The sequence below is a fragment of the Clostridium sp. N3C genome, from assembly GCF_900095445.1.
In the GTDB taxonomy this organism is placed as follows: domain Bacteria; phylum Bacillota; class Clostridia; order Clostridiales; family Clostridiaceae; genus Clostridium_AU.
Genome location: NZ_FMJL01000044.1, coordinates 14,373 through 33,128 on the forward strand (window position 1 = coordinate 14,373; position 18,756 = coordinate 33,128).

Annotated in this window: 21 protein-coding genes and 1 pseudogene; 14 read left to right on the plus strand and 8 right to left on the minus strand. The window is 31.9% G+C overall.

What is annotated here, in order from left to right:
- Positions 1–77: 77 nt before the first annotated feature.
- From N3C_RS11485 to N3C_RS11515, 7 genes are all read left to right on the plus strand, one after another.
- Complete coding sequence (locus N3C_RS11485; RefSeq protein WP_074366171.1) at positions 78–812, plus strand: YoaK family protein; 735 nt, start codon at positions 78–80, stop codon at positions 810–812.
- 441 nt (positions 813–1,253) lie between these two features.
- Entirely contained in the window at positions 1,254–1,673 is a 420-nt protein-coding gene (locus N3C_RS11490) for a type 2 periplasmic-binding domain-containing protein (protein WP_074366172.1), read from the plus strand.
- Positions 1,674–1,831: 158 nt separating this feature from the next.
- On the plus strand, positions 1,832–2,950 hold the full coding sequence (locus tag N3C_RS11495; RefSeq protein ID WP_074366173.1) for a transporter substrate-binding domain-containing diguanylate cyclase: 1,119 nt from the start codon (positions 1,832–1,834) through the stop codon (positions 2,948–2,950).
- 403 nt (positions 2,951–3,353) lie between these two features.
- Complete coding sequence (locus N3C_RS11500; protein ID WP_074366174.1) at positions 3,354–3,800, plus strand: GNAT family N-acetyltransferase; 447 nt, start codon at positions 3,354–3,356, stop codon at positions 3,798–3,800.
- Positions 3,801–3,908: 108 nt separating this feature from the next.
- A complete protein-coding gene (locus tag N3C_RS11505; RefSeq protein WP_143312664.1) occupies positions 3,909–4,652 on the plus strand; it encodes a MerR family transcriptional regulator in 744 nt (247 codons plus the stop codon).
- Positions 4,653–4,725: 73 nt separating this feature from the next.
- Positions 4,726–5,451, plus strand: a complete 726-nt coding sequence (locus tag N3C_RS11510) for an ABC transporter ATP-binding protein (RefSeq protein WP_074366176.1) — start codon at positions 4,726–4,728, stop codon at positions 5,449–5,451.
- Positions 5,448–6,191 carry an ABC transporter permease gene (locus tag N3C_RS11515; RefSeq protein WP_074366177.1) on the plus strand — a complete coding sequence of 248 codons (744 nt, stop codon included), beginning with the start codon at positions 5,448–5,450 and terminating at the stop codon, positions 6,189–6,191. Before N3C_RS11510 ends, N3C_RS11515 begins: the two co-directional genes overlap by 4 nt.
- 109 nt (positions 6,192–6,300) lie before the next feature.
- On the opposite strand, the gene N3C_RS11520 is transcribed toward N3C_RS11515, so the two are convergent.
- A complete protein-coding gene (locus tag N3C_RS11520; protein WP_074366178.1) occupies positions 6,301–7,608 on the minus strand; it encodes an MFS transporter in 1,308 nt (435 codons plus the stop codon).
- A gap of 182 nt (positions 7,609–7,790) precedes the next feature.
- Here N3C_RS11520 and N3C_RS11525 point away from each other — a divergent pair, with 182 nt between their 5' ends.
- The 7 genes from N3C_RS11525 to queF all read left to right on the plus strand — a co-directional run bounded on the left by N3C_RS11525 (position 7,791) and on the right by queF (position 13,409).
- On the plus strand, positions 7,791–9,101 hold the full coding sequence (locus N3C_RS11525; protein ID WP_074366179.1) for a helix-turn-helix domain-containing protein: 1,311 nt from the start codon (positions 7,791–7,793) through the stop codon (positions 9,099–9,101).
- A 162-nt stretch (positions 9,102–9,263) separates the two neighbouring features.
- Entirely contained in the window at positions 9,264–10,082 is an 819-nt protein-coding gene (locus N3C_RS11530; RefSeq protein ID WP_074366180.1) for a GTP pyrophosphokinase, read from the plus strand.
- Between the two features lie 341 nt (positions 10,083–10,423).
- On the plus strand, positions 10,424–10,843 hold the full coding sequence (gene queD, locus N3C_RS11535) for a 6-carboxytetrahydropterin synthase QueD (RefSeq protein WP_074366181.1): 420 nt from the start codon (positions 10,424–10,426) through the stop codon (positions 10,841–10,843).
- 50 nt (positions 10,844–10,893) lie between these two features.
- Positions 10,894–11,562: a putative 7-carboxy-7-deazaguanine synthase QueE gene (gene queE / locus N3C_RS11540; RefSeq protein ID WP_074366182.1), complete on the plus strand. Its 669-nt coding sequence runs from the start codon at positions 10,894–10,896 to the stop codon at positions 11,560–11,562.
- Positions 11,563–11,595: 33 nt separating this feature from the next.
- The gene (gene folE, locus N3C_RS11545; RefSeq protein ID WP_074366183.1) at positions 11,596–12,171 is read left to right on the plus strand and encodes a GTP cyclohydrolase I FolE; all 576 of its coding nucleotides are present in this window, start codon (positions 11,596–11,598) and stop codon (positions 12,169–12,171) included.
- A gap of 84 nt (positions 12,172–12,255) precedes the next feature.
- Positions 12,256–12,933 (plus strand): 7-cyano-7-deazaguanine synthase QueC, encoded by a 678-nt coding sequence (queC, locus tag N3C_RS11550; RefSeq protein ID WP_074366184.1) that lies wholly within the window; start codon positions 12,256–12,258, stop codon positions 12,931–12,933.
- Between the two features lie 14 nt (positions 12,934–12,947).
- On the plus strand, positions 12,948–13,409 hold the full coding sequence (gene queF, locus N3C_RS11555; protein WP_074366185.1) for a preQ(1) synthase: 462 nt from the start codon (positions 12,948–12,950) through the stop codon (positions 13,407–13,409).
- Between the two features lie 93 nt (positions 13,410–13,502).
- On the opposite strand, the pseudogene N3C_RS11560 reads toward queF, so the two are convergent.
- From N3C_RS11560 to N3C_RS11590, 7 genes and pseudogenes are all read right to left on the minus strand, one after another.
- Positions 13,503–14,045 (minus strand): annotated as a pseudogene (locus N3C_RS11560) (ABC transporter ATP-binding protein); the annotation flags it as partial.
- A gap of 146 nt (positions 14,046–14,191) precedes the next feature.
- Complete coding sequence (locus N3C_RS11565; RefSeq protein WP_083604536.1) at positions 14,192–14,569, minus strand: FtsX-like permease family protein; 378 nt, start codon at positions 14,567–14,569, stop codon at positions 14,192–14,194.
- The gene (locus tag N3C_RS11570; protein WP_074366187.1) at positions 14,570–15,415 is read right to left on the minus strand and encodes an ABC transporter permease; all 846 of its coding nucleotides are present in this window, start codon (positions 15,413–15,415) and stop codon (positions 14,570–14,572) included.
- A gap of 9 nt (positions 15,416–15,424) precedes the next feature.
- Complete coding sequence (locus tag N3C_RS11575) at positions 15,425–16,570, minus strand: ABC transporter permease (RefSeq protein ID WP_074366188.1); 1,146 nt, start codon at positions 16,568–16,570, stop codon at positions 15,425–15,427.
- 9 nt (positions 16,571–16,579) lie between these two features.
- Positions 16,580–17,368 (minus strand): hypothetical protein, encoded by a 789-nt coding sequence (locus N3C_RS11580; RefSeq protein ID WP_074366189.1) that lies wholly within the window; start codon positions 17,366–17,368, stop codon positions 16,580–16,582.
- The gene (locus tag N3C_RS11585; protein WP_074366190.1) at positions 17,365–17,571 is read right to left on the minus strand and encodes a hypothetical protein; all 207 of its coding nucleotides are present in this window, start codon (positions 17,569–17,571) and stop codon (positions 17,365–17,367) included. The genes N3C_RS11580 and N3C_RS11585 overlap by 4 nt, the downstream gene beginning before the upstream one ends.
- 208 nt (positions 17,572–17,779) lie before the next feature.
- Positions 17,780–18,040, minus strand: a complete 261-nt coding sequence (locus tag N3C_RS11590) for a hypothetical protein (protein ID WP_074366191.1) — start codon at positions 18,038–18,040, stop codon at positions 17,780–17,782.
- Between the last annotated feature and the right edge of the window lie 716 nt (positions 18,041–18,756).

Genomic DNA, 18,756 nt, shown 5'->3' on the forward strand with positions numbered 1-18,756 from the left:
GCCATTGATAATTATAATGGATTGTGATACAACTATTTTATGTTTAAATGAATTTATAGTAGAAAAGAGGCAGTAAAATGAATGACACAACACAAGGTGTACATAGAAAAAGCCTTGGACTTACTTTGAAGAACAACAGAGACTTAATATTGCACAGTTTAATGTGTAGCCTAGGTGGTTTCTTAGGTGGATATGCAGTACTTTGCAGAGGAAACTTGGCTTCTGCCCAAACCCTTAATATGATTGATATTGTACTTGATATGGTGGGTAGGAACAAATATGAGCTTTTTCTTAGGATTCTTGCGCTTTTTCTTTATATCATGGGAATAGAGCTAGTTGAAATTTTATCAAAAAAGACCCAAATCAATTTGCAACGATATAGCATTTGCGTCGATATGGCTGGACTTCTAGTTCTGATTATGATACCTAAGGAAGCAAATGTACTAGTAGGAGTACTTCCTATATTTTTTATTCTTTCTACTCAGTGGAGTGTGTTTCATGGAGTAAGGGGCTATAACAGTGCCACCATATTCTCTACAAATAACCTTCGACAGACAGTTCTTGCTATAAATGAGTATGCTTTTGGCAGGGACAGGAAAGAGCTAAAAAAAGCCTTGTATTATATAAATACCTTATTCTGGTTTAACATAAATATAGCTTTTAGTTATTTTGCTGTTAAATATTTTGGCATTTATGCTTCTCTTTTTGGATTTATTTATACTGTTCCAGCCCTTGTAATTACATTTATGAAGGATGAAAAAGCAAAGGCAAATATATCTATTGAACCTTACAAAGAGAAAATTGTATGTTAGCTTGTTTGTTGGACAAGGTGTCGTTTAACATTTAACAGGCTTTAGTTGCTGGATGGCGAAATCTTATATTTATTATATATTTGGTGTGGTAAAAAAGAAATCAGGAGGGACGGTTCTCTTGATTTTTTTATTTGAATTATGATTATATACCAATCTAAATAGTAAATTGGAAATTGAATATCTTCGTGTACGCAAATTCGTGATATTTTGATAAAAAATCGACATAAGTAATTGATTTACAAGGATTTTTGTAATATAATATAGACCAATATTTGGAGGAAATATAACACTATTATGGTAATGTTGAAAAAATCGGGGACAAATATACTGGTTATTTAGGTTGCTTTGTAAATCAGAAAGTATATGGCTATATAGAGTTATAATCATTATATAATTGTTACATTTTTCAACAAAGCATATTATATTTTTATGGTGATTAATATGAAATTGATGAAGATTGAGCAAAAGATTACATTTTTAATTGTTGGTTTTACAATGATAATGTGGGCAATAGATGTAAAAGCTGAATCTCTTTTTACAAAAGAAGAGCAAGAATATATAAATAATAACGGTACTATAAAGGCTGTATCCATTGATGGAGTAGCTCCTCTTCAATATTATGATGCAAGTGGCAATGTAAAAGGTATCTCGAAAAATGTTTTAGATTATATATCAGATTTTACAGGATTAAATTTTACATATGAACTGTACGATACCATAGATAAAGTTAAAAACTCTGATGGCGATATAATCTTTGGAGTTCTGGAAAGAAATCAATTAAAAAATGTGCCTATGTCCATATCATATCTAAAATCTGAAACTATATTGTATATTAATTCTTCTGTTAGCTCAAGGGGTTAGAGAATAAAAAATATGCTGCAATAAAAGGTACCCTCTTACCAGAAGGAATAAAGGAAGAAAATACAATTTATTATAATACACGAAAAGAGTGCATCGAAGCAGTAAATAGAGGAGAGGCTGATTACGGTTATGGAAATGCCTATTCCGTTGATTTTTATATGTCACAAAATGACTATAAAAATATTATAACGGTTCCGGAAAAAAATGAAACTAGAGCCTATTGCATAGCTATCCTTAACAATGATAAAATACTGCTTTCTATTATAAACAAAGCTATTTCATCTATTGATGAAGAGTATATGAACACCTTAATTTTAAATGCAGCAACTGAAATCGAGAGAGAAATTACAATGTCAATGATTTTAGAATTTTACGGCATACACATATTTGTAGCAGTTTGTTTTATAATGATAATATTGTTAATCAGTATTTTTCACAATATTAGGACAAAAAATGAAATTAAACTTCAATATGAAGGATATCAAAGGCTATCAAAAACATCAAATGAGTATTTATATGAATATAATGTGAAAACAAAAGGACTGGAACTATCAAAAAGTTGTATTGATTTATTTGGAGATATTAATAATCTTAGCAAATTAAAAGCTTGTATTAATAAAGCTGTAATGAATAAGGGAAATACTATATTCATCATTGAATTGCCTATTGCTAATGGAGAAAAGCGTTTCTTTAAATCTGTTAATTCCTTTTTATACAATGATAAGGGAACGATTTATTCTATGATTGGTAAATTGGTGGATATTAATGAAGAGGAAGTAGAAAAAAAGGAACTTATCAAACGATCAGAAAGGGATGGGTTGACAGGCATATACAATGCAATTACTACAAGAGATCTCATTACTGAAAGAATAAAAAGTACAGATTTAAATGAGAAAGATGCTCTTATTATAATAGATTGTGACTATTTTAAAGATATTAATGATACTTATGGTCATCTACAAGGGGATAAAGTCTTGATTAACATAAGTAAAGCTCTTACTCAAACCTTCAGAAAAACGGATATTATCGGACGAATGGGTGGAGACGAGTTTTGTGTATATATGAGCAATATTCCTTCCTCAGATTTTGTTGTTTCAAAGTGTCAGCAATTTAAAGGATTAATTAAAGAGTTAATGATAGGTTCTAATGTTACTGTAAGTGTGGGAATATCTTTACTAGTGAATGGGGACTCTTATGAGGATTTATTCCAAAAGGCTGACAAGGCACTATATGATGCTAAGAAAAAAGGCAGAAATCAAATTCAATTTTTTAAATAGGAGCTGCTGTGTTATTTAATAACATCAGAAAAAGTTAAAATTAAGGATTTAGCCATACATATACATAAAGTAGTGCTTACATTAGTTTTGTAGGCACTATTTATATATATATATATAGCAAATTAATTATAAGTGTGAGATAAAAATAACATTCAATGTTACTGCTTGTTAATTGGATTAATGAATAAGATAATATAATCAATTGTTTATTAGCATAAAATTGTAAAAAAGTTTAATCATATGCTATTCTATCTTATAGAATTATCTAAAGAATAATTTTTTATAGAAATTAGAATTTTCTCAAGCAGATGTGTAGACTTACATCAAATCCGTTAATTTAGCCATGTTGAAATTCTAGTGAGAGAGGGTTTTAAATAAAAGCAAAAGTCATTTGGAGGTTTATATGATTAGAAAAGCAACAATAGCTGATGTGGGCAGAATGGCAGAAATAATTGTATATAATAATCGGAAGTACTATTATCCTATTTTTAAAGATATTGAATATTCTTTTCAGGAATTCAATGTCCTATCTGTGGCAGAGCAGTACAGAATGGATGAAAACTTTTTGAAAAATACATACCTATTCCAGGATACTGTAGTAAAGGGATTTATATGCGTAATTGATCAAGAGGTAAAAAAGCTATATGTAGATTCCTTTTTTCAAAATGAAGGAATTGGGCAGCAACTATTGTTATTTGCCATAAATAATATGAAGGCATCTCATTTATGGGTTTTGGAGAAAAACAAAGGAGCAATACGGTTTTATGAAAGATATGGCTTTCATCTTGATGGAGAAAGAGCTTTTGAGGAAGGAACTACAGAAGTTCTTCTACATATGGTTCGACTATAACCTTGATGAAAAATGACCTGAAGTAAAAAGAAAGCGGCGCAATGATAAACCCTCCACTATAACACCATACTTTTGATCTGGGTTATGCTATATCTAGGAGGTGGTACTTTGAAAAGGTATAGAACTGCTGAAGTTACGGCCATGGTTGGTATACATCCTAATACAGTGCGCTTATATGAGGAATGGGGATTGATTACCAAACCAGAAAGAGAGAAAAATGGATATCGCATATTTACAGATTTACATATAATGCAAATCAAACTTGCTCGCACAGCATTCCAAATTGAAATAGTGCAAAATGGCTTAAGAAAAAAGATTATTGAAGTGGTGAAAACTACCGCTGCCTGTGATTTTGACAGAGCTATTTTGATTACAAGGGAGTATTTGGCTCAATTGCAAGAAGAACGTTGTAATGCAGAGGAAGCCATTAAAAATGTTTATGATATTTTATACAGAAATGAAGGTAGTAATATACTTGCCATGAAAAGAAAGGAAGTATCGGAATATCTGAATATTTCCATGGACACATTGCGAAACTGGGAAATGAATGGATTAATTCAAATCAAGAGGAAGGAGAATGGCTACCGAGTGTACACAAATGATGATATTAAAAGATTAAAAATTATCCGTTCACTAAGGTGCGCCAACTATTCCCTTCAATCAATTTTAAGTATGCTACAACAGTTATCCCAAAATGCCAATACAGATATACGGAGGGCTTTAAATCCCCCAAAGGCAGATGATGATATTGTTTATGTCTGTGACAGACTAATCCTATCCTTAAATGCTGCCGAAGAAAATGCACGGAAAATTATTGATATGCTAAATGAAATGAAAAGATTATTTAAATAGAAAGTCTCCATTATACCACCAGTCTTTTGAAGGGTGGTATTCTTTTATTTGATAAGAATAAGGAGGCGATGAAATGGAAGAAGTAATCAAAGTTCAACAGCTGACAAAAAACTATGACAATGTTACTGCAGTGGATAATATTAGCTTAACTGTAGAAAAGGGTACGGTTTTCGGCTTGCTAGGACCTAATGGTGCAGTTAAGAGCACTACCATTGAATGTATTCTAGGAACAAAGGAAGCTGATGAAGGACAAGTATCCATCCTTGGATATAATCCTAAAAAGCACAGGGTAAAGCTCTTTCAAAAAGTCGGTGTTCAGTTTCAAGAAAGTGATTATCAGCCTGAAATTAAGGTTTCAGAGCTGTGTGAAGAAACCGCTGCTCTATACAAAAACCCTGTAGACTGGAGGGAGCTGTGCAGACAATTTGGGATAGGTAGCAAAATAAAAAATCCTGTGAAAAGCCTCTCTGGCGGCGAAAGACAAAGATTGTTTATTGTTCTTGCTCTTATTCCCACTCCAGAAGTTGTATTTCTCGATGAATTGACTACAGGACTTGATGCAAAAGCAAGGCGAGATGTATGGAAAATACTATCTTCTTTGAAGGAGAAAGGCTTAACTGTTTTCTTGACTTCTCATTTTATGGATGAGGTGGAAGCCCTATGTGATAAGATATGTATTCTAAAAAAAGGTAAAGTAGCTTTTTATGGCACAGTGGAACAAGCTAAGGTAGTAAGTGGCTGCGAAAAATTTGAGGATGCCTATTTAGTATTATCCGGACAGGAGGTTGATGAGGAATGAAATTATTTTTCGTATTATTAAAGAACGAACTAAAACTGAACATCAGAAATATGAATATGGTTATTTTTGCTGTTATTATGCCTTTGGTTGTTCTCTTGATTCTTGGACTTTTGAATGGAACAAAGCCTGCCTCTGATGGAGTAGATTATACATTTATGGAGCAATCCTTTGGTGCTCTTTGCGCCATTTCTATCTGTGCCGGAGGTCTTATGGGTTTACCACTTTTAGTATCGGAGTATAGGGAACGTAAAATTCTTAAACGATTTAAGGTTACCCCTGTTAGTCCTATAAAACTCTTAGTTGTTGAATTAGTCATTTATATAATTTATTGTTTGGTATCTTTAATTACCTTGATTCCTATGTTAATGATATTCTATAAAGGAACTATTCACGGATCATGGCTAGCCTTTTTAGGCAGCTGGCTCCTTACTATGATATCCACCTTAAGTATTGGAATGATGGTAGGAGGTATTGCTAAAGATACCAAGATAGCCAGCGTTATAGCAAGTTTGTTGTACTTTCCTATGTTAATTTTCTCTGGAACCACCCTTCCTTTTGAAAAAATGCCAGAAGCTATGCAAAAAATTGTGAGTATGTTTCCATTAACACAAGGTATTCAATTAATGAAGGCAACCTTTCTAGGTTTGTCAGTGGATAATATAAAAGTACCTCTTATTGTGATGATAACAGTAACAGTATTGTGTACGGGGATTTCTGTGAAGTGTTTTAAATGGGAATAGTAAAGAAAACTTAAAAAAGTTAAATGTATTTAAACCCTCCCTGTGTTTTTAGAAAGCACCGGGAGGGTTTATTATGGGGGAAATTGGATATGGCGTTGATTAAATTGATTTATACATCCTTCATTGCCTTATGCTTATAGACTATAAATGCTATGATTAAAAGATAAGCACCAGATAGGAAATATAAGACATAGGCAGGTATAATATCTACTATAATTCCAGCACCAATAATGCCAAGGGGCGCAAGGCTGGAGGAGAGCATATATTGAACTCCCATAACCCTGCCAAGCAGATGTTTTGGTATGGCTCTTTGCATAACAATGGTTAAGGGTAAATCACCCATAACAAGAAAGAATGAAAATAGCAAGGATGTTACCATATATATAACAAAGGATATATAAATGTTCAGACTTCGAAATATTGATAGGGCAGGAATGCCCATACATATCATTGATAATCCCATTCCTATAAAGCTTATGGTTAAACTTTTTCGTTTCTTTTCCTTCTCAGGAAGCTTTCCGATTAATATGGCTGAAAATAACATTCCTACAGAAAATGTGCCCTCAATAAAACCATATTGAGTAGAAGACATTCCTATTGTATTATTAAGTAAAAATGGGAAAACTACTGAAAAAATTGAGCTAATTAAGAGATTAAAAGTCATTGAAACAGGAATTATCAACAATAGAAATTTTATTGATTTAATACACTGGTATACTTCCTTAAAGTCAGAAACAAGAGTTTTTAAACTTATACTACTAGATACACTTTTATCTTTTTGGCTGCTGTTCAGGTTGAAATCTATAAAGAGTTCAGAAATGGCAGATAGAATAAAGGATATTCCATTCACTAAGATAATTAGCTTTATAGATATAAAACCGAAAAATACTCCGCCAAGGATTGGACCAAGTATCTGGCAGCCAGAATCAATTGCCTTATTATAGGAATTAATAGTTACAAGCTTTTTATCAGTAACCAGATTAGGAATGGCAGTAGAAAAACAAGTGTTAAAAAAGGTACTGATTACTGCAAGTATAAAGTTTGCCGCATATATAAATGATAATTTAAAACCAAAGAGAAGGCTAATACTAAAAAGAAAGATGAGAACCATTCCACTTAAAAAATCTAAACCAACAATCATTTTCCTTTTACTGACACGATCTGATAAAGACCCTGCTATGGGACTAAAAATTACTCTTGGTAAGGTTCCTACCAGAATGCTAAGAGCAAAGCTAGATCCTGACCCTGTGACTTTTAAGATGTATAAGGATACTGCATAGGAGTAAATATAAGTAGCTAAATAGGATACTGTTTTCCCAGCTGAAAATAAAGTTAAATTTAACTTCTCTTTTGTTTCTATTGTTTGGTCTAATATAGTTTCTTTGCTAGCTATTTCGGTAGAAGTATAACATTCCATATGATTTCTCCTCCTTTAAATAAGTTTAATTAAATTTAACTTATATATACAGTTTATGGGTTTATGCTTCTTTTGTCAATAGAAAAATTTAATTATAATAAACTTTTATCTTCAGATGCTTGGGTTGAAAGTTTAATTAATTTGAACTATAATAATACTATATAAATAGGGAGGGTTATCCAATGACGCAAAAATTAGGTGATAAAATAAAACTGTTAAGAAAAGAATTAAATATGACTCAATCAGAATTAGCAGGGAATGAAATGACGAAAAGTATGCTAAGCCAGATTGAGAACAATAGCGCCATGCCTTCCATGAAGAACCTCCAGTACCTGGCGGCAAGACTTGGAAAGCCAGTATCCTATTTCTTAGAAAATGATACGGAAGAGAAAAATCAGTTTTATGAAGAAATTCAAGAAAAATTAAGAAAGGCCTCTGATAAGGAAGCTGAAGGTAGGGTTCAGGAAGCTTTGACTATTCTTAATGATATAGAAAAAAATTACAACATGGATAAAAACAGTAAGCATTATGCAGATTTTTTATCCAAATATGGAGAATGCCTCATGGACATAAATGAGGTTAGAGAAGGAAAAGAGAAGCTTCAATTAGCGGTTGAAATCTATAAAAAACAATATTTATTTATTGAAGCGGCTAAAACTTATCAGCTTTTAATTGGGGAACCATGGACAAAGTTTGATTATGAAGCCTGTCTAAGAATACTAGATGAATCACAAGACATTTATGAAAAGTCTATAAGTAAGGATTATTCTTTCGAGATAGAATCACTGTATCTAAAATCTCTTTTTCATGCTGGACTTGATCAGTTAGAAGAGAGTGTTGAAGTAACAAAAAGGGCCATAAATATTTCCAAGCGTACGGGAATATATTATCGTTCCGATGAGTTGTATAAAAATTTAGCTATATCTGGTTTGTTTATGAATCAACTTGAGAACTTTGATAAATACATAGAGAAAGCTTTACTATTTGCTACTTTTACAGACAATAAAAAGATTCAAGCCAGTGTGGAGAGTGTTATAGCTCTAAAGTGTAATCAGGAAGGAGAACCGGAAAAAGCTTTAGAGCACCTTAATAAAGCCATTGGATTATATGAGATAACCATGCCTATTATTTATTCACAGTTAGTTGTAACCTATTATTTGTTGGAAAGGTATGAAGAGGCTTTGGAGACTATTCAGCATATTATTTTCCCTAAATATGCACTTTTCAAATACGATTATCTTTCCTTCTGGAAATACAGAATCTATGAAGGATTATCCTTGAGCAAACTTGGAAGGTATGATGAAGCGCTCCAGGCGGTGGAGGAAGGTATCAAAAAGCTTCAGGTAGTAGGCATATCAAAGACGTTATCTGAGGCTTATAGTGCATTAAGTGAAATCTATTCAGAGGCTAAGGATTTTGAAAAAGCATTTTCTGCGTTAAAGAAGTCCAATGAGATTAATGATGCAGCAACTAGGAATAGGCTATATTATTAATTAGTCCTACATATATGAGTAATATTTACTGTAAAAAGGTGCATAGTTTATATTCGGTTTATATTTTATCAATATAATATTTTTTGACTTATGCTATGCTTTAAATTTGCTATTTGCGCCTTTTAAAAATATATGTATAAATAAAGGAGAATGTAATGAATTATGAAGGAAATATCTTTAAATTCAAAGGATTATTTTGCAAGTCTGTTTTCAGATACATCTGATTCTGAAATTTATGACTTATCAACAGAGGTAATATCGATGGACAACCCAATAGTTAATACCATGTGGGATCAGTCCAAAGAAATATTGAGTTTAATGGTTGAGTTCAAAGAATTAATGATGATGTATAAATGTGCAATAAAGGAAATCAAGACGAAATTCGAAGTTTTAAATACAGAGTTTAATATTCGCTATCAAAGGAATCCTATTAATTTTATTAATACACGGTTAAAATCCACTGCTAGTATTATTGAGAAAATGAGTAGAAAAAATATACCTTTTACACTTGATAATATTGAAGAGTATATTAATGATGTGGCTGGAGTTCGAGTGATTTGCTCCTATGTAGATGATATATATAGTATTGCAAAAGCTTTGATACAGCAGGATGATATTAAGCTTATAAAGAAAAAGGATTACATAGCCCATCCAAAGCCAAATGGTTATCGTAGCTTGCATTTGATAGTCAGCGTTCCTGTATTTTTTGCTGAACAAAAGAAAGAATTGAAAGTAGAAGTACAAATAAGGACTATAGCTATGGATACATGGGCAAGCTTGGAGCATCAACTTAAATATAAGCAGCAGGTAACAAATGAAAAAGAAATCGCCAATCAATTGAAAGAGTGTGCCGATACTATAGCAGACATAGACTTCCAAATGCTTGACATAAGGACAAAGATTGAAGCAAACAGTAGTGAACCTACAGAAGAAGAGATATTGCTGAAAAAATTAAGTAAGTTTGATGCACCAATTGAGTAATCATGTACATAAAAGATGTAAATTTTACTTCTTTATCAAACTTGACTCAATGAAGGCATAAATGATATAATTTACTAAAACTTTATAAAGACAGTTCGTTTGCACCATCCTGTCTCTAAACAAAACTAGGGCTGCATTTTGAATATATATTGATATATAATTATAGTTTTTTATCAATATATGATTGCAAAATAGGCATAGTTTTATGCCTATTTTTTACGTTTAGTAAACAAGCAAAAGCTTTTTTAAAAAAGACTTAAAGCCGTTGGACAAGTGTGCAAACAGAGAAATAGTTACACTTGCTAATGGCTTTTTATTATTTTTAGAAAGGATTGTTATACATGTACATTTTAAAAACGGAACAGAGTTTTGATGCAGCACATTTCTTATCTGGTTATGAAGGAAAATGCAGTAATATACATGGACATAGATGGCGGGTTGTAATTGAAATAAAGAGCCTAACGCTACAAGACAGTAAGCAAGAAAGTGGCATGGTTGTGGATTTTGGTCAGTTAAAGAAAGACTTAAGAGAAGAAGTAGACTATTTTGATCACATGCTAATTATTGAGAAAGATACATTGAAAGCGGAAACGGTTCAGGCTTTGGAAAATGAAGGATTTAAAATGGTGGTGCTAGATTTTAGACCAACGGCAGAGAATTTGGCAAAATACTTCTTTGACAGAATGAAACTTAAAGGATATGAAGTAAAATCTGCTACCGTTTATGAAACACCCAATAATTGTGCTTCATATGAGAAATAAATTCTTACAAGGAAATATAATTGTGAATCTAGATAAAAGGGAGGAATATAGTGGCACATTATAAAGTGGTAGAAAAATTTATAAGCCTTAATGGAGAAGGTATATTAGTAGGACAACCTGCAGTATTTATTAGGTTCCATGGCTGTAATCTATCCTGTTCATTCTGTGATACAAGCTGGGCCAATGAGAAAGATACAACATATGATTTTATGACAGAAGAGGAAATCTATGAGTATATTAAAGGCACTGGTATAAAAAACGTGACCTTAACTGGTGGAGAACCATTACTTGTACCAAATATAGCGGAGCTTCTTCATCTGCTTTCATTAGATACATGTTTACATGTTGAGATTGAAACCAATGGAAGTATAGATTTAAGTCCTTTTGCTATCATCCCTAACTCTCCATCCTTTACTATGGACTATAAGCTTCCCGGTAGCTTGATGGAAGATAAAATGTTAGTTTCAAATTTTGAAATCCTTAGTCAAAAAGACACGGTTAAGTTTGTGGTAGGGAGTAGGGAAGATTTAAATCGTGCTAGGGAAGTTATTTATGACTATGATTTGACAAGTAAATGTCATGTACTTATTAGTCCGGTTTATGGAAAGATCAAATTAGATGAAATTGCTGATTACTTAATTAAGCATCGAATGAACAATGTAGCCATGCAATTGCAAATGCACAAAATAATATGGGGACCTGATAGAAGAGGAGTTTAGAAGAAAAGATACCTATAAGAAAGGGGGAGGGAAATGGCTATAGATACAGAAGCAATTCAGGAACATATAAAAGGCATTATTATAGCGCTGGGAGATGATCCAGATCGTGAAGGGCTAAAGGATACACCTAAGCGAGTAGCCCGTATGTGTGAAGAAGTATTTGAAGGTATGAATTACAGCAACCATGAAATTGCTCAAATGTTTAACAAAACCTTTGAAGAAGAGTTGGAATTTGCAGAGGAAAATCAAGATTTAGTTGTAGTAAAGGATATTGAAGTCTTTAGTTATTGCGAGCATCATTTAGCTCTTATGTATGACTTGAAGGTGTCGGTGGCATATATTCCAAAGGGTAAGGTAATAGGTCTTAGTAAAATTGCTAGAATTGTGGACATGGTGTCGAAGCGATTACAGCTACAAGAAAGGATTGGATCTGATATAGCAGAAATTATGCAAGAAGTTACCGGCTCAGAAGATGTGGCTGTTTTAATAGAAGGATACCATAGTTGTATGACGGCAAGAGGCATTAAGAAGACTGCTGCAAAAACAGAGACTCTTACTTTACGTGGCCGTTTTAAAAGTGATACTAGCTTAAGAATGAGTTTAAAATAGACAGTCTAAGCTATTAAGAATGATTTTAATCAACTAATCTCAAGGTTTGAATATTAAACTAAAATCGAAAGGGTGATTATAAATATGAAAGCACTGGTTTTATTTAGCGGTGGAGTAGATAGTACCACCTGCCTTGCTTTGGCAATTGATAAATATGGAAAAGAAAATGTAATTGCACTGTCTATTTTTTATGGCCAAAAACATGTAAAAGAGTTGGAGGCTTCTAAAAAAATTGTAGAGTATTATGAAGTGGAGCATATTAGTTTGGATCTAGCTAAAATTTTTGAACATAGCGAATGTTGCCTTTTGCAGCAATCAAAAGAGGAAATTCCTAAAGGGGATTATTTTAATCAGCTTAAAGAAACCAATGGAAGTCCAGTATCAACTTATGTACCCTTTAGAAATGGTTTGTTTTTATCTAGTGCTGCTAGCATTGCACTATCAAAAGGCTGCAGTGTAATTTATTACGGAGCTCATAGAGATGATGCAGCTGGTAATGCATATCCAGATTGCAGTACTTCCTTTTATAATGCTATGAATGAAGCGATATATGAAGGAAGTGGAAAGCAGTTACGTATAGAAGCTCCCTTTATTTCTTTAACAAAAGCAGAGATTGTAAAAAAAGGTTTAGAGCTAAAGGTACCTTTCCAAATGACATGGAGCTGTTATGAGGGAGGAGAGAAACCCTGTGGAGTTTGTGGAACTTGCATTGACAGAGCTAAAGCCTTTGAAATTAATGGAATAAAAGATTTAACTATATAGGAGGCAAGAAATTTATGAGTGAAAAGATAGCTGGAATAACTTTACTAGGACAAAAAGAAACAAAATATGTATTGGATTATAATCCAGAGGTATTAGAGGCCTTTGATAATAGACATCCTGAGTATGATTATTTTGTAAAATTTAATTGCCCAGAATTTACTTCTATTTGCCCAATTACTGGTCAACCGGATTTTGCAACAATTACTATCGCTTATGTACCAGATAAAAAATTGGTTGAAAGTAAATCCTTAAAACTTTATCTATTTAGCTTTAGAAATCATGGTGATTTCCATGAGAATTGTGTAAATGTGATTATGAAGGATTTGATTAAACTATTAGATCCAAAATATATAGAAGTAAAGGGGAAGTTTACTCCAAGGGGAGGTATTTCTATAGATCCTTATTGTAATTACGGGAAAGTTGGTACAAAGTGGGAGAAAATTGCTGTAGATCGTATGGCAAATTATGATCTTTAAAAGGTAAGCAAATACTAATATCTATTATTTAAAAAAGCTACTGTAAAGTAGCTTTTTTAAGGTTGCATTTTTTAAAATATAAAACTGAGCTACCTATCCCAGCAGCCTTCCATCCTCAATATATATGTGTCTCTTGCATCTTCTAGCTACTTTTTCGTCGTGTGTAAATATTATAACGGTTTTTTCCTCTTTGGTTATTTCTTCTAAAATGTTCATTATTTCCGTACCAGTCTTCTGATCTAAAGCTCCGGTGGGTTCATCTGCCAAAATTATATTAGGTTCTGTTACTAAGGCTCTGGCAATAGCTACTCGCTGCTGCTGGCCGCCGGATAATTGGGAAGGTTTTTTATCTTTATGTTCCAATATTTGTAATTTCTCCAAGTACTTAAGGGCCCGTTCTCTTATTTCTTTCCCTTTCAACCTACTACCTTTATCTAAGTTATTCCTATAGTATAAAGGAATTTCAACATTTTCCAAGGCAGTGTATTCACTAAATAAGGCGAAGTTTTGAAATATGAAGCCAATCTGTTTATTCCTTATTTCTGCAAGCTTATAAGAATTCAGAGTTTGTATATCTTTATCCTCCAATAAGTAGGTTCCCTTAGTAGGCTGATCTATACAGCCTAGTAAATTTAATAAAGTACTTTTTCACGAACCGGATGGCCCCATAATTGACAGAAAGTCACCTTGATTAATATCAATACTGATTCCGTTTAATGCAACACATTTATTATCTTTATCACCATAAATTTTGTAAATATCCTTTAAACTAATTATAGTCATCACTTGTTCCCACTTATTAATTCTACTGGTTTTGTACTTAAAATCATTCTTATTGGTACAATAGATGTTAAAATTGTGAGTAAGGCAGCTAAAAGGATGCTAAGAGAAATAGACATAAAGCTCATGTTAGGTAGATTTATGTTGAGAGGTAGTAATTGGATTATAAAGATGACCATTAATGCTAGTAAGTCAGAAAAGAGAAATACTATTAATATCTCACCAACTACAAGCTTTAATAATGAACTTTTATCCGAGCCCATAGCAAATCTAATTCCAAATTCCCTCTTCCTTAATTCTAAATAACTCAAAATTATGCCTACTAATCCTACTACCGCCAGTATCAGTAAGATAAATGCAAATGCAGATATTATTTCAATTCACAGCTTGTTGTTATCTTTAATTTGCTTAATAAATTTATCCATAGTTATGAATTTTACTTCATAATCTTCCGTTTTCATATCACTTAAATCTTCAATCAACCTTTGTTGAGCTTCTTTATCTTTACATTCTAAATTGATATTTCTGGTTAGCATCTCTATTTTATCATTAAAATCTATTTCAGAAGTATCATTCCAAATTGGTATTATTATTGAATGCTTCATATCCGAAATAGTATTTAGGCCGCCAATGTAGTTGCTCCAAAATTTTTGTTTATCACTTAGGATGCCTGTCACAATATAATTTCTGCTAACCCAATGGTTGTTTACTAACTCCTTTGTAGTAAAAGATGTGTTCAGAGGCAAATCCTTTGATAAAGCTGAACCCACTAATACTGGAATTTTATCATTGCTTATATTGTCAAAGTTGATATTATTTCCTTCTTCAATACTAAAATTATAAAAATCAATTGTATCTGCATCTATAAGGTAAGTATTTATCTTTTTATTTAACTCTGTATCTTTAATAAATTGATTTAGGTTAACAGTTTCTACTGAATAGGTGCTAAGTTTATCGACATTAGGATTGTTTTTAATTTTATTAAAGACCTCTTGCAGCTTTTCTTCCGCTTCTTCTGGCTCCATTGTGCTTTGCACAATGGCAATTTTCATACCTGTATCGGTATTTATTAAGGATTCTATACCTTTTTTAACCTCAGAAGTTTTACTAGTAAGTATAAAAGCAACATTAAAAGCCAGAAAAATAAAAAATAACTGAACTGTAAGAAGTTTAATTTTTGTTCCTTGCTTACTTATAGACATATAAATCATTTTTAAATTCCACATAAGCTCCTCCTACTCTATCTTTATCTCTTGATTTAAATCCATTTTAATAACTTTTCTATAATTAATAATGGAAATCAAGACAGTGACAATCAAGGATAAAAGAAATACTGTAATTAAGTTTACATAGTCAATGATAAAATATTTAATAACCACTATCTCGTCAAACTTTTGATGAATTATTGGATTCAAAAGCATATGCAGAAGAAATACAACAAAAGAGGATATAATTGATATACAGAGAAGTTCCCCAAATAAGCTAAGACCGATCTGCCTGTCAGAGGCTCCTAATATTCTGCTAATGGCAAATTCTCGGCGCCTTTTAAACATCAAATAACTCGTAAAACTCACAATATTTGAAATTGCAATAAACAGTACTATTATACCTGCAAATATACTTACCCTATAGGTTATGTAAAGTTCATTTAATGAATAACTTATATCAACCTCACTGGCCTCTGCTATTTTACTATGGGAAAGTTCATTCATCATTTCTTTCAGCTCAACATCAGGTGAGTCGGAATTTTTCATAATTCTAATATTTAGCTTCTCGAGTCCTTCCTTATATTTTGAAGGCAGTGTTTTTATCGGTAAATATACTGTAGATAAATAATCTTCACCTTTTTCAATAGTACCTGCTACGCCAATCACCTTAAACTTTTCATTACCAAGATTTATGTATGAATTTTCGTTTATACCTTTAGGGAACAGACGGAAAGCTATAGCATCGCCAATAACTGTAACCTTCTCATTGGACTGACTTTCAACAGCTGTAAGAAATCTCCCTTGTGATATGGTTGGTAGCCATTCTGGATCTTCTTGATATACTACAGGATTAATTATAACTTCCGCGTTTTTTATATCATCATAATCCCAAGTATCTGTTATACCAAGTATGTCTATGTTTAAATTGCTGCTATATTTACAGACCAATTCTGCCAGTTTACTGTAATCTATATTTTTGTTATCTATTCTAGAAACTTCGATTTCCTTTTGATGATTTATTTTTCCATGGGTATAATCCAAGGATAAAGTCATACTATTTTGACAAAGACTCGTTCCTATAGATATAATTAAAATTGAAAACACATAACCTATCAAAATAAGCAGATAGGCTAATAAATTGTGCTTTATCCTCTTTAACAGAAATTTTAACATATTACTCTACTACTCCTCCACTAATAAAGTTACTACATTTGATTTACTAGCCGTTGTTTTTTGGTCTAACTTTGATAAAGGGTTAGTTACTAAAGTTCCATCAAGACTATAGGTTCCTGGTCTGTTAGGCAAATTAAACTCTAAATAACCCATGATGCTTGTCTCTTTATTCACTTTTAGAAATAATCTGCTCATATCATTATTTACATTTATTTGGTTATTGTTTATGCTAAAGAAAATGCAATAATCACTGTCTGAATCGTTACCAGCTATAATTACTGGTAAAACCTTTTTTTCTCCAACATGACCTTTTATTATAGCCGACTCATTTAATCGGTTTCCAACTATTGATTTGTTTATGTATATACCATTTCTTATATCTAAATCCATAGTTACAAAATCCTTATAATATATTACCTCATTATCTATAGTTTCATGTGAATAATTTATTATATCGAATAATAGATTTGTCTGTAAATTACATGAATTTCTAATATCTTCAATATTATATGATGAAATTGATATGAGTAATTTTTGTCTTCCCTTTGGCACATCCTTAACATTTAGGCTAATTTTTATAACTTTATGTGATAGAGGCTGAATTGTAAATCCTTCTTTGATTGATATATTATCATCCTCTATACATTTAATTTGTTTATAGTTTAAATATGTCGAAACATAAACATTCTTAATTTGTTTTTTTGTATTGTTAATTATATGTAGATAGTAATTTGTGTCACCATTTTCCTTTATATTAACATAGTTGTTATTTTCAATTTTATCGGGATACCTACTCAAAAGAAAACCAATTCCTGACATACCTTTAATATCATCAATTGATAAAAATCCACATCTTTATTGGTTTGCAGTGCAGGTTTAGTTTTTACCGTCTCACTTACAGATTTATTAATGATTACATTAAGTAATTTTCCTAAGCTTGCACCTATAAGAATTGTTAACAAATAGAATGTTATATTTCTTCGTTTTAAGTGCGTTTTCATCCCACTTTTCCTCCACTGGTTAAAATATTTTATGTAAAAACAAGTCAAAAATGGCTTTAACCACTTTTGACCTGTTTTTTTATAACCCTTTACCTAGTGTAGAAACTTCCGTCCTTGTATCCATAATGCTGATCCCAACTTCCAAAATAGGAATCTTTTATCCTATGATCTGACCATACATTTTTTGCAGAATTATATAATGAAACTGTTACATTTCCTGTATTTTTTTAGTGGAAGAACTTGCCCACCATTCACCTTGCCCGTCTAGGTATACATATAACTCATCCATTGCATGATTTGCATATGTTCCAGCACTAAAAGTATTACCTGATTTAGTTAATGCTGCTGAACAATAAACTCCTTTTAATGTTGTACCGCCTCCATAGGCATAAGCACCTTGTGTCAAAGTACCTAATAGTGCTGTAGTGAATAGTAACGAAGCTATTATCTTTTTTTTTCTTCTTATCAACTCTCCTTTATAACTAGTTATTTGAGAATGCATTCTCTGTAATTTATATTCTTTTTCAATTTCTATTTTGCTCCTAATTCTAGGATACTTTTGAACGACATATTTTTGATAAAAACACTATGATTCTGGATATTTTAACAAGGTTATCCGACAAACCTTTATTCCATGACATTTTCATTTATTCTCAATTTAATACCATATTATTCTATATATGGTGGGTGCTGAAGTTAATATTATTAATTTCACATGTTATTAAGTAGAATTTAATTTTCTTCATTGCTTTTGAAAATAATCGATAATATTTAGATATATAAATGTAAATATTTCAACTGTAACTATATTCTTGACGCATGGTTATTGGAACATATCAAGGAGATTTTTAACAATGATATAGTAAAAAGAATAATGTAAATATGAGCTTAATAAAGAAAAGATAACAGGAGTGTAATATGATATGTATGGATAATTAGATATCAAGATTGCGAGATTATATATAAAGGGTTTCTAGACCATACTCTTATCTCTAGAAGATTTTATAAGATAAGGTCTAGGAACCCTTTTTAATCATTTATAAAAGTTATCTAAATCATCATAGCAACAAGACGTACAATCAATGCAGCACACCAAGCAATGAAACACTGCCAAAGAACTACGCCGAAGGCCCACTTTCTACCAAGTTCTCTTCTAATTGAAGCAATGGCTGCCACACAAGGTGG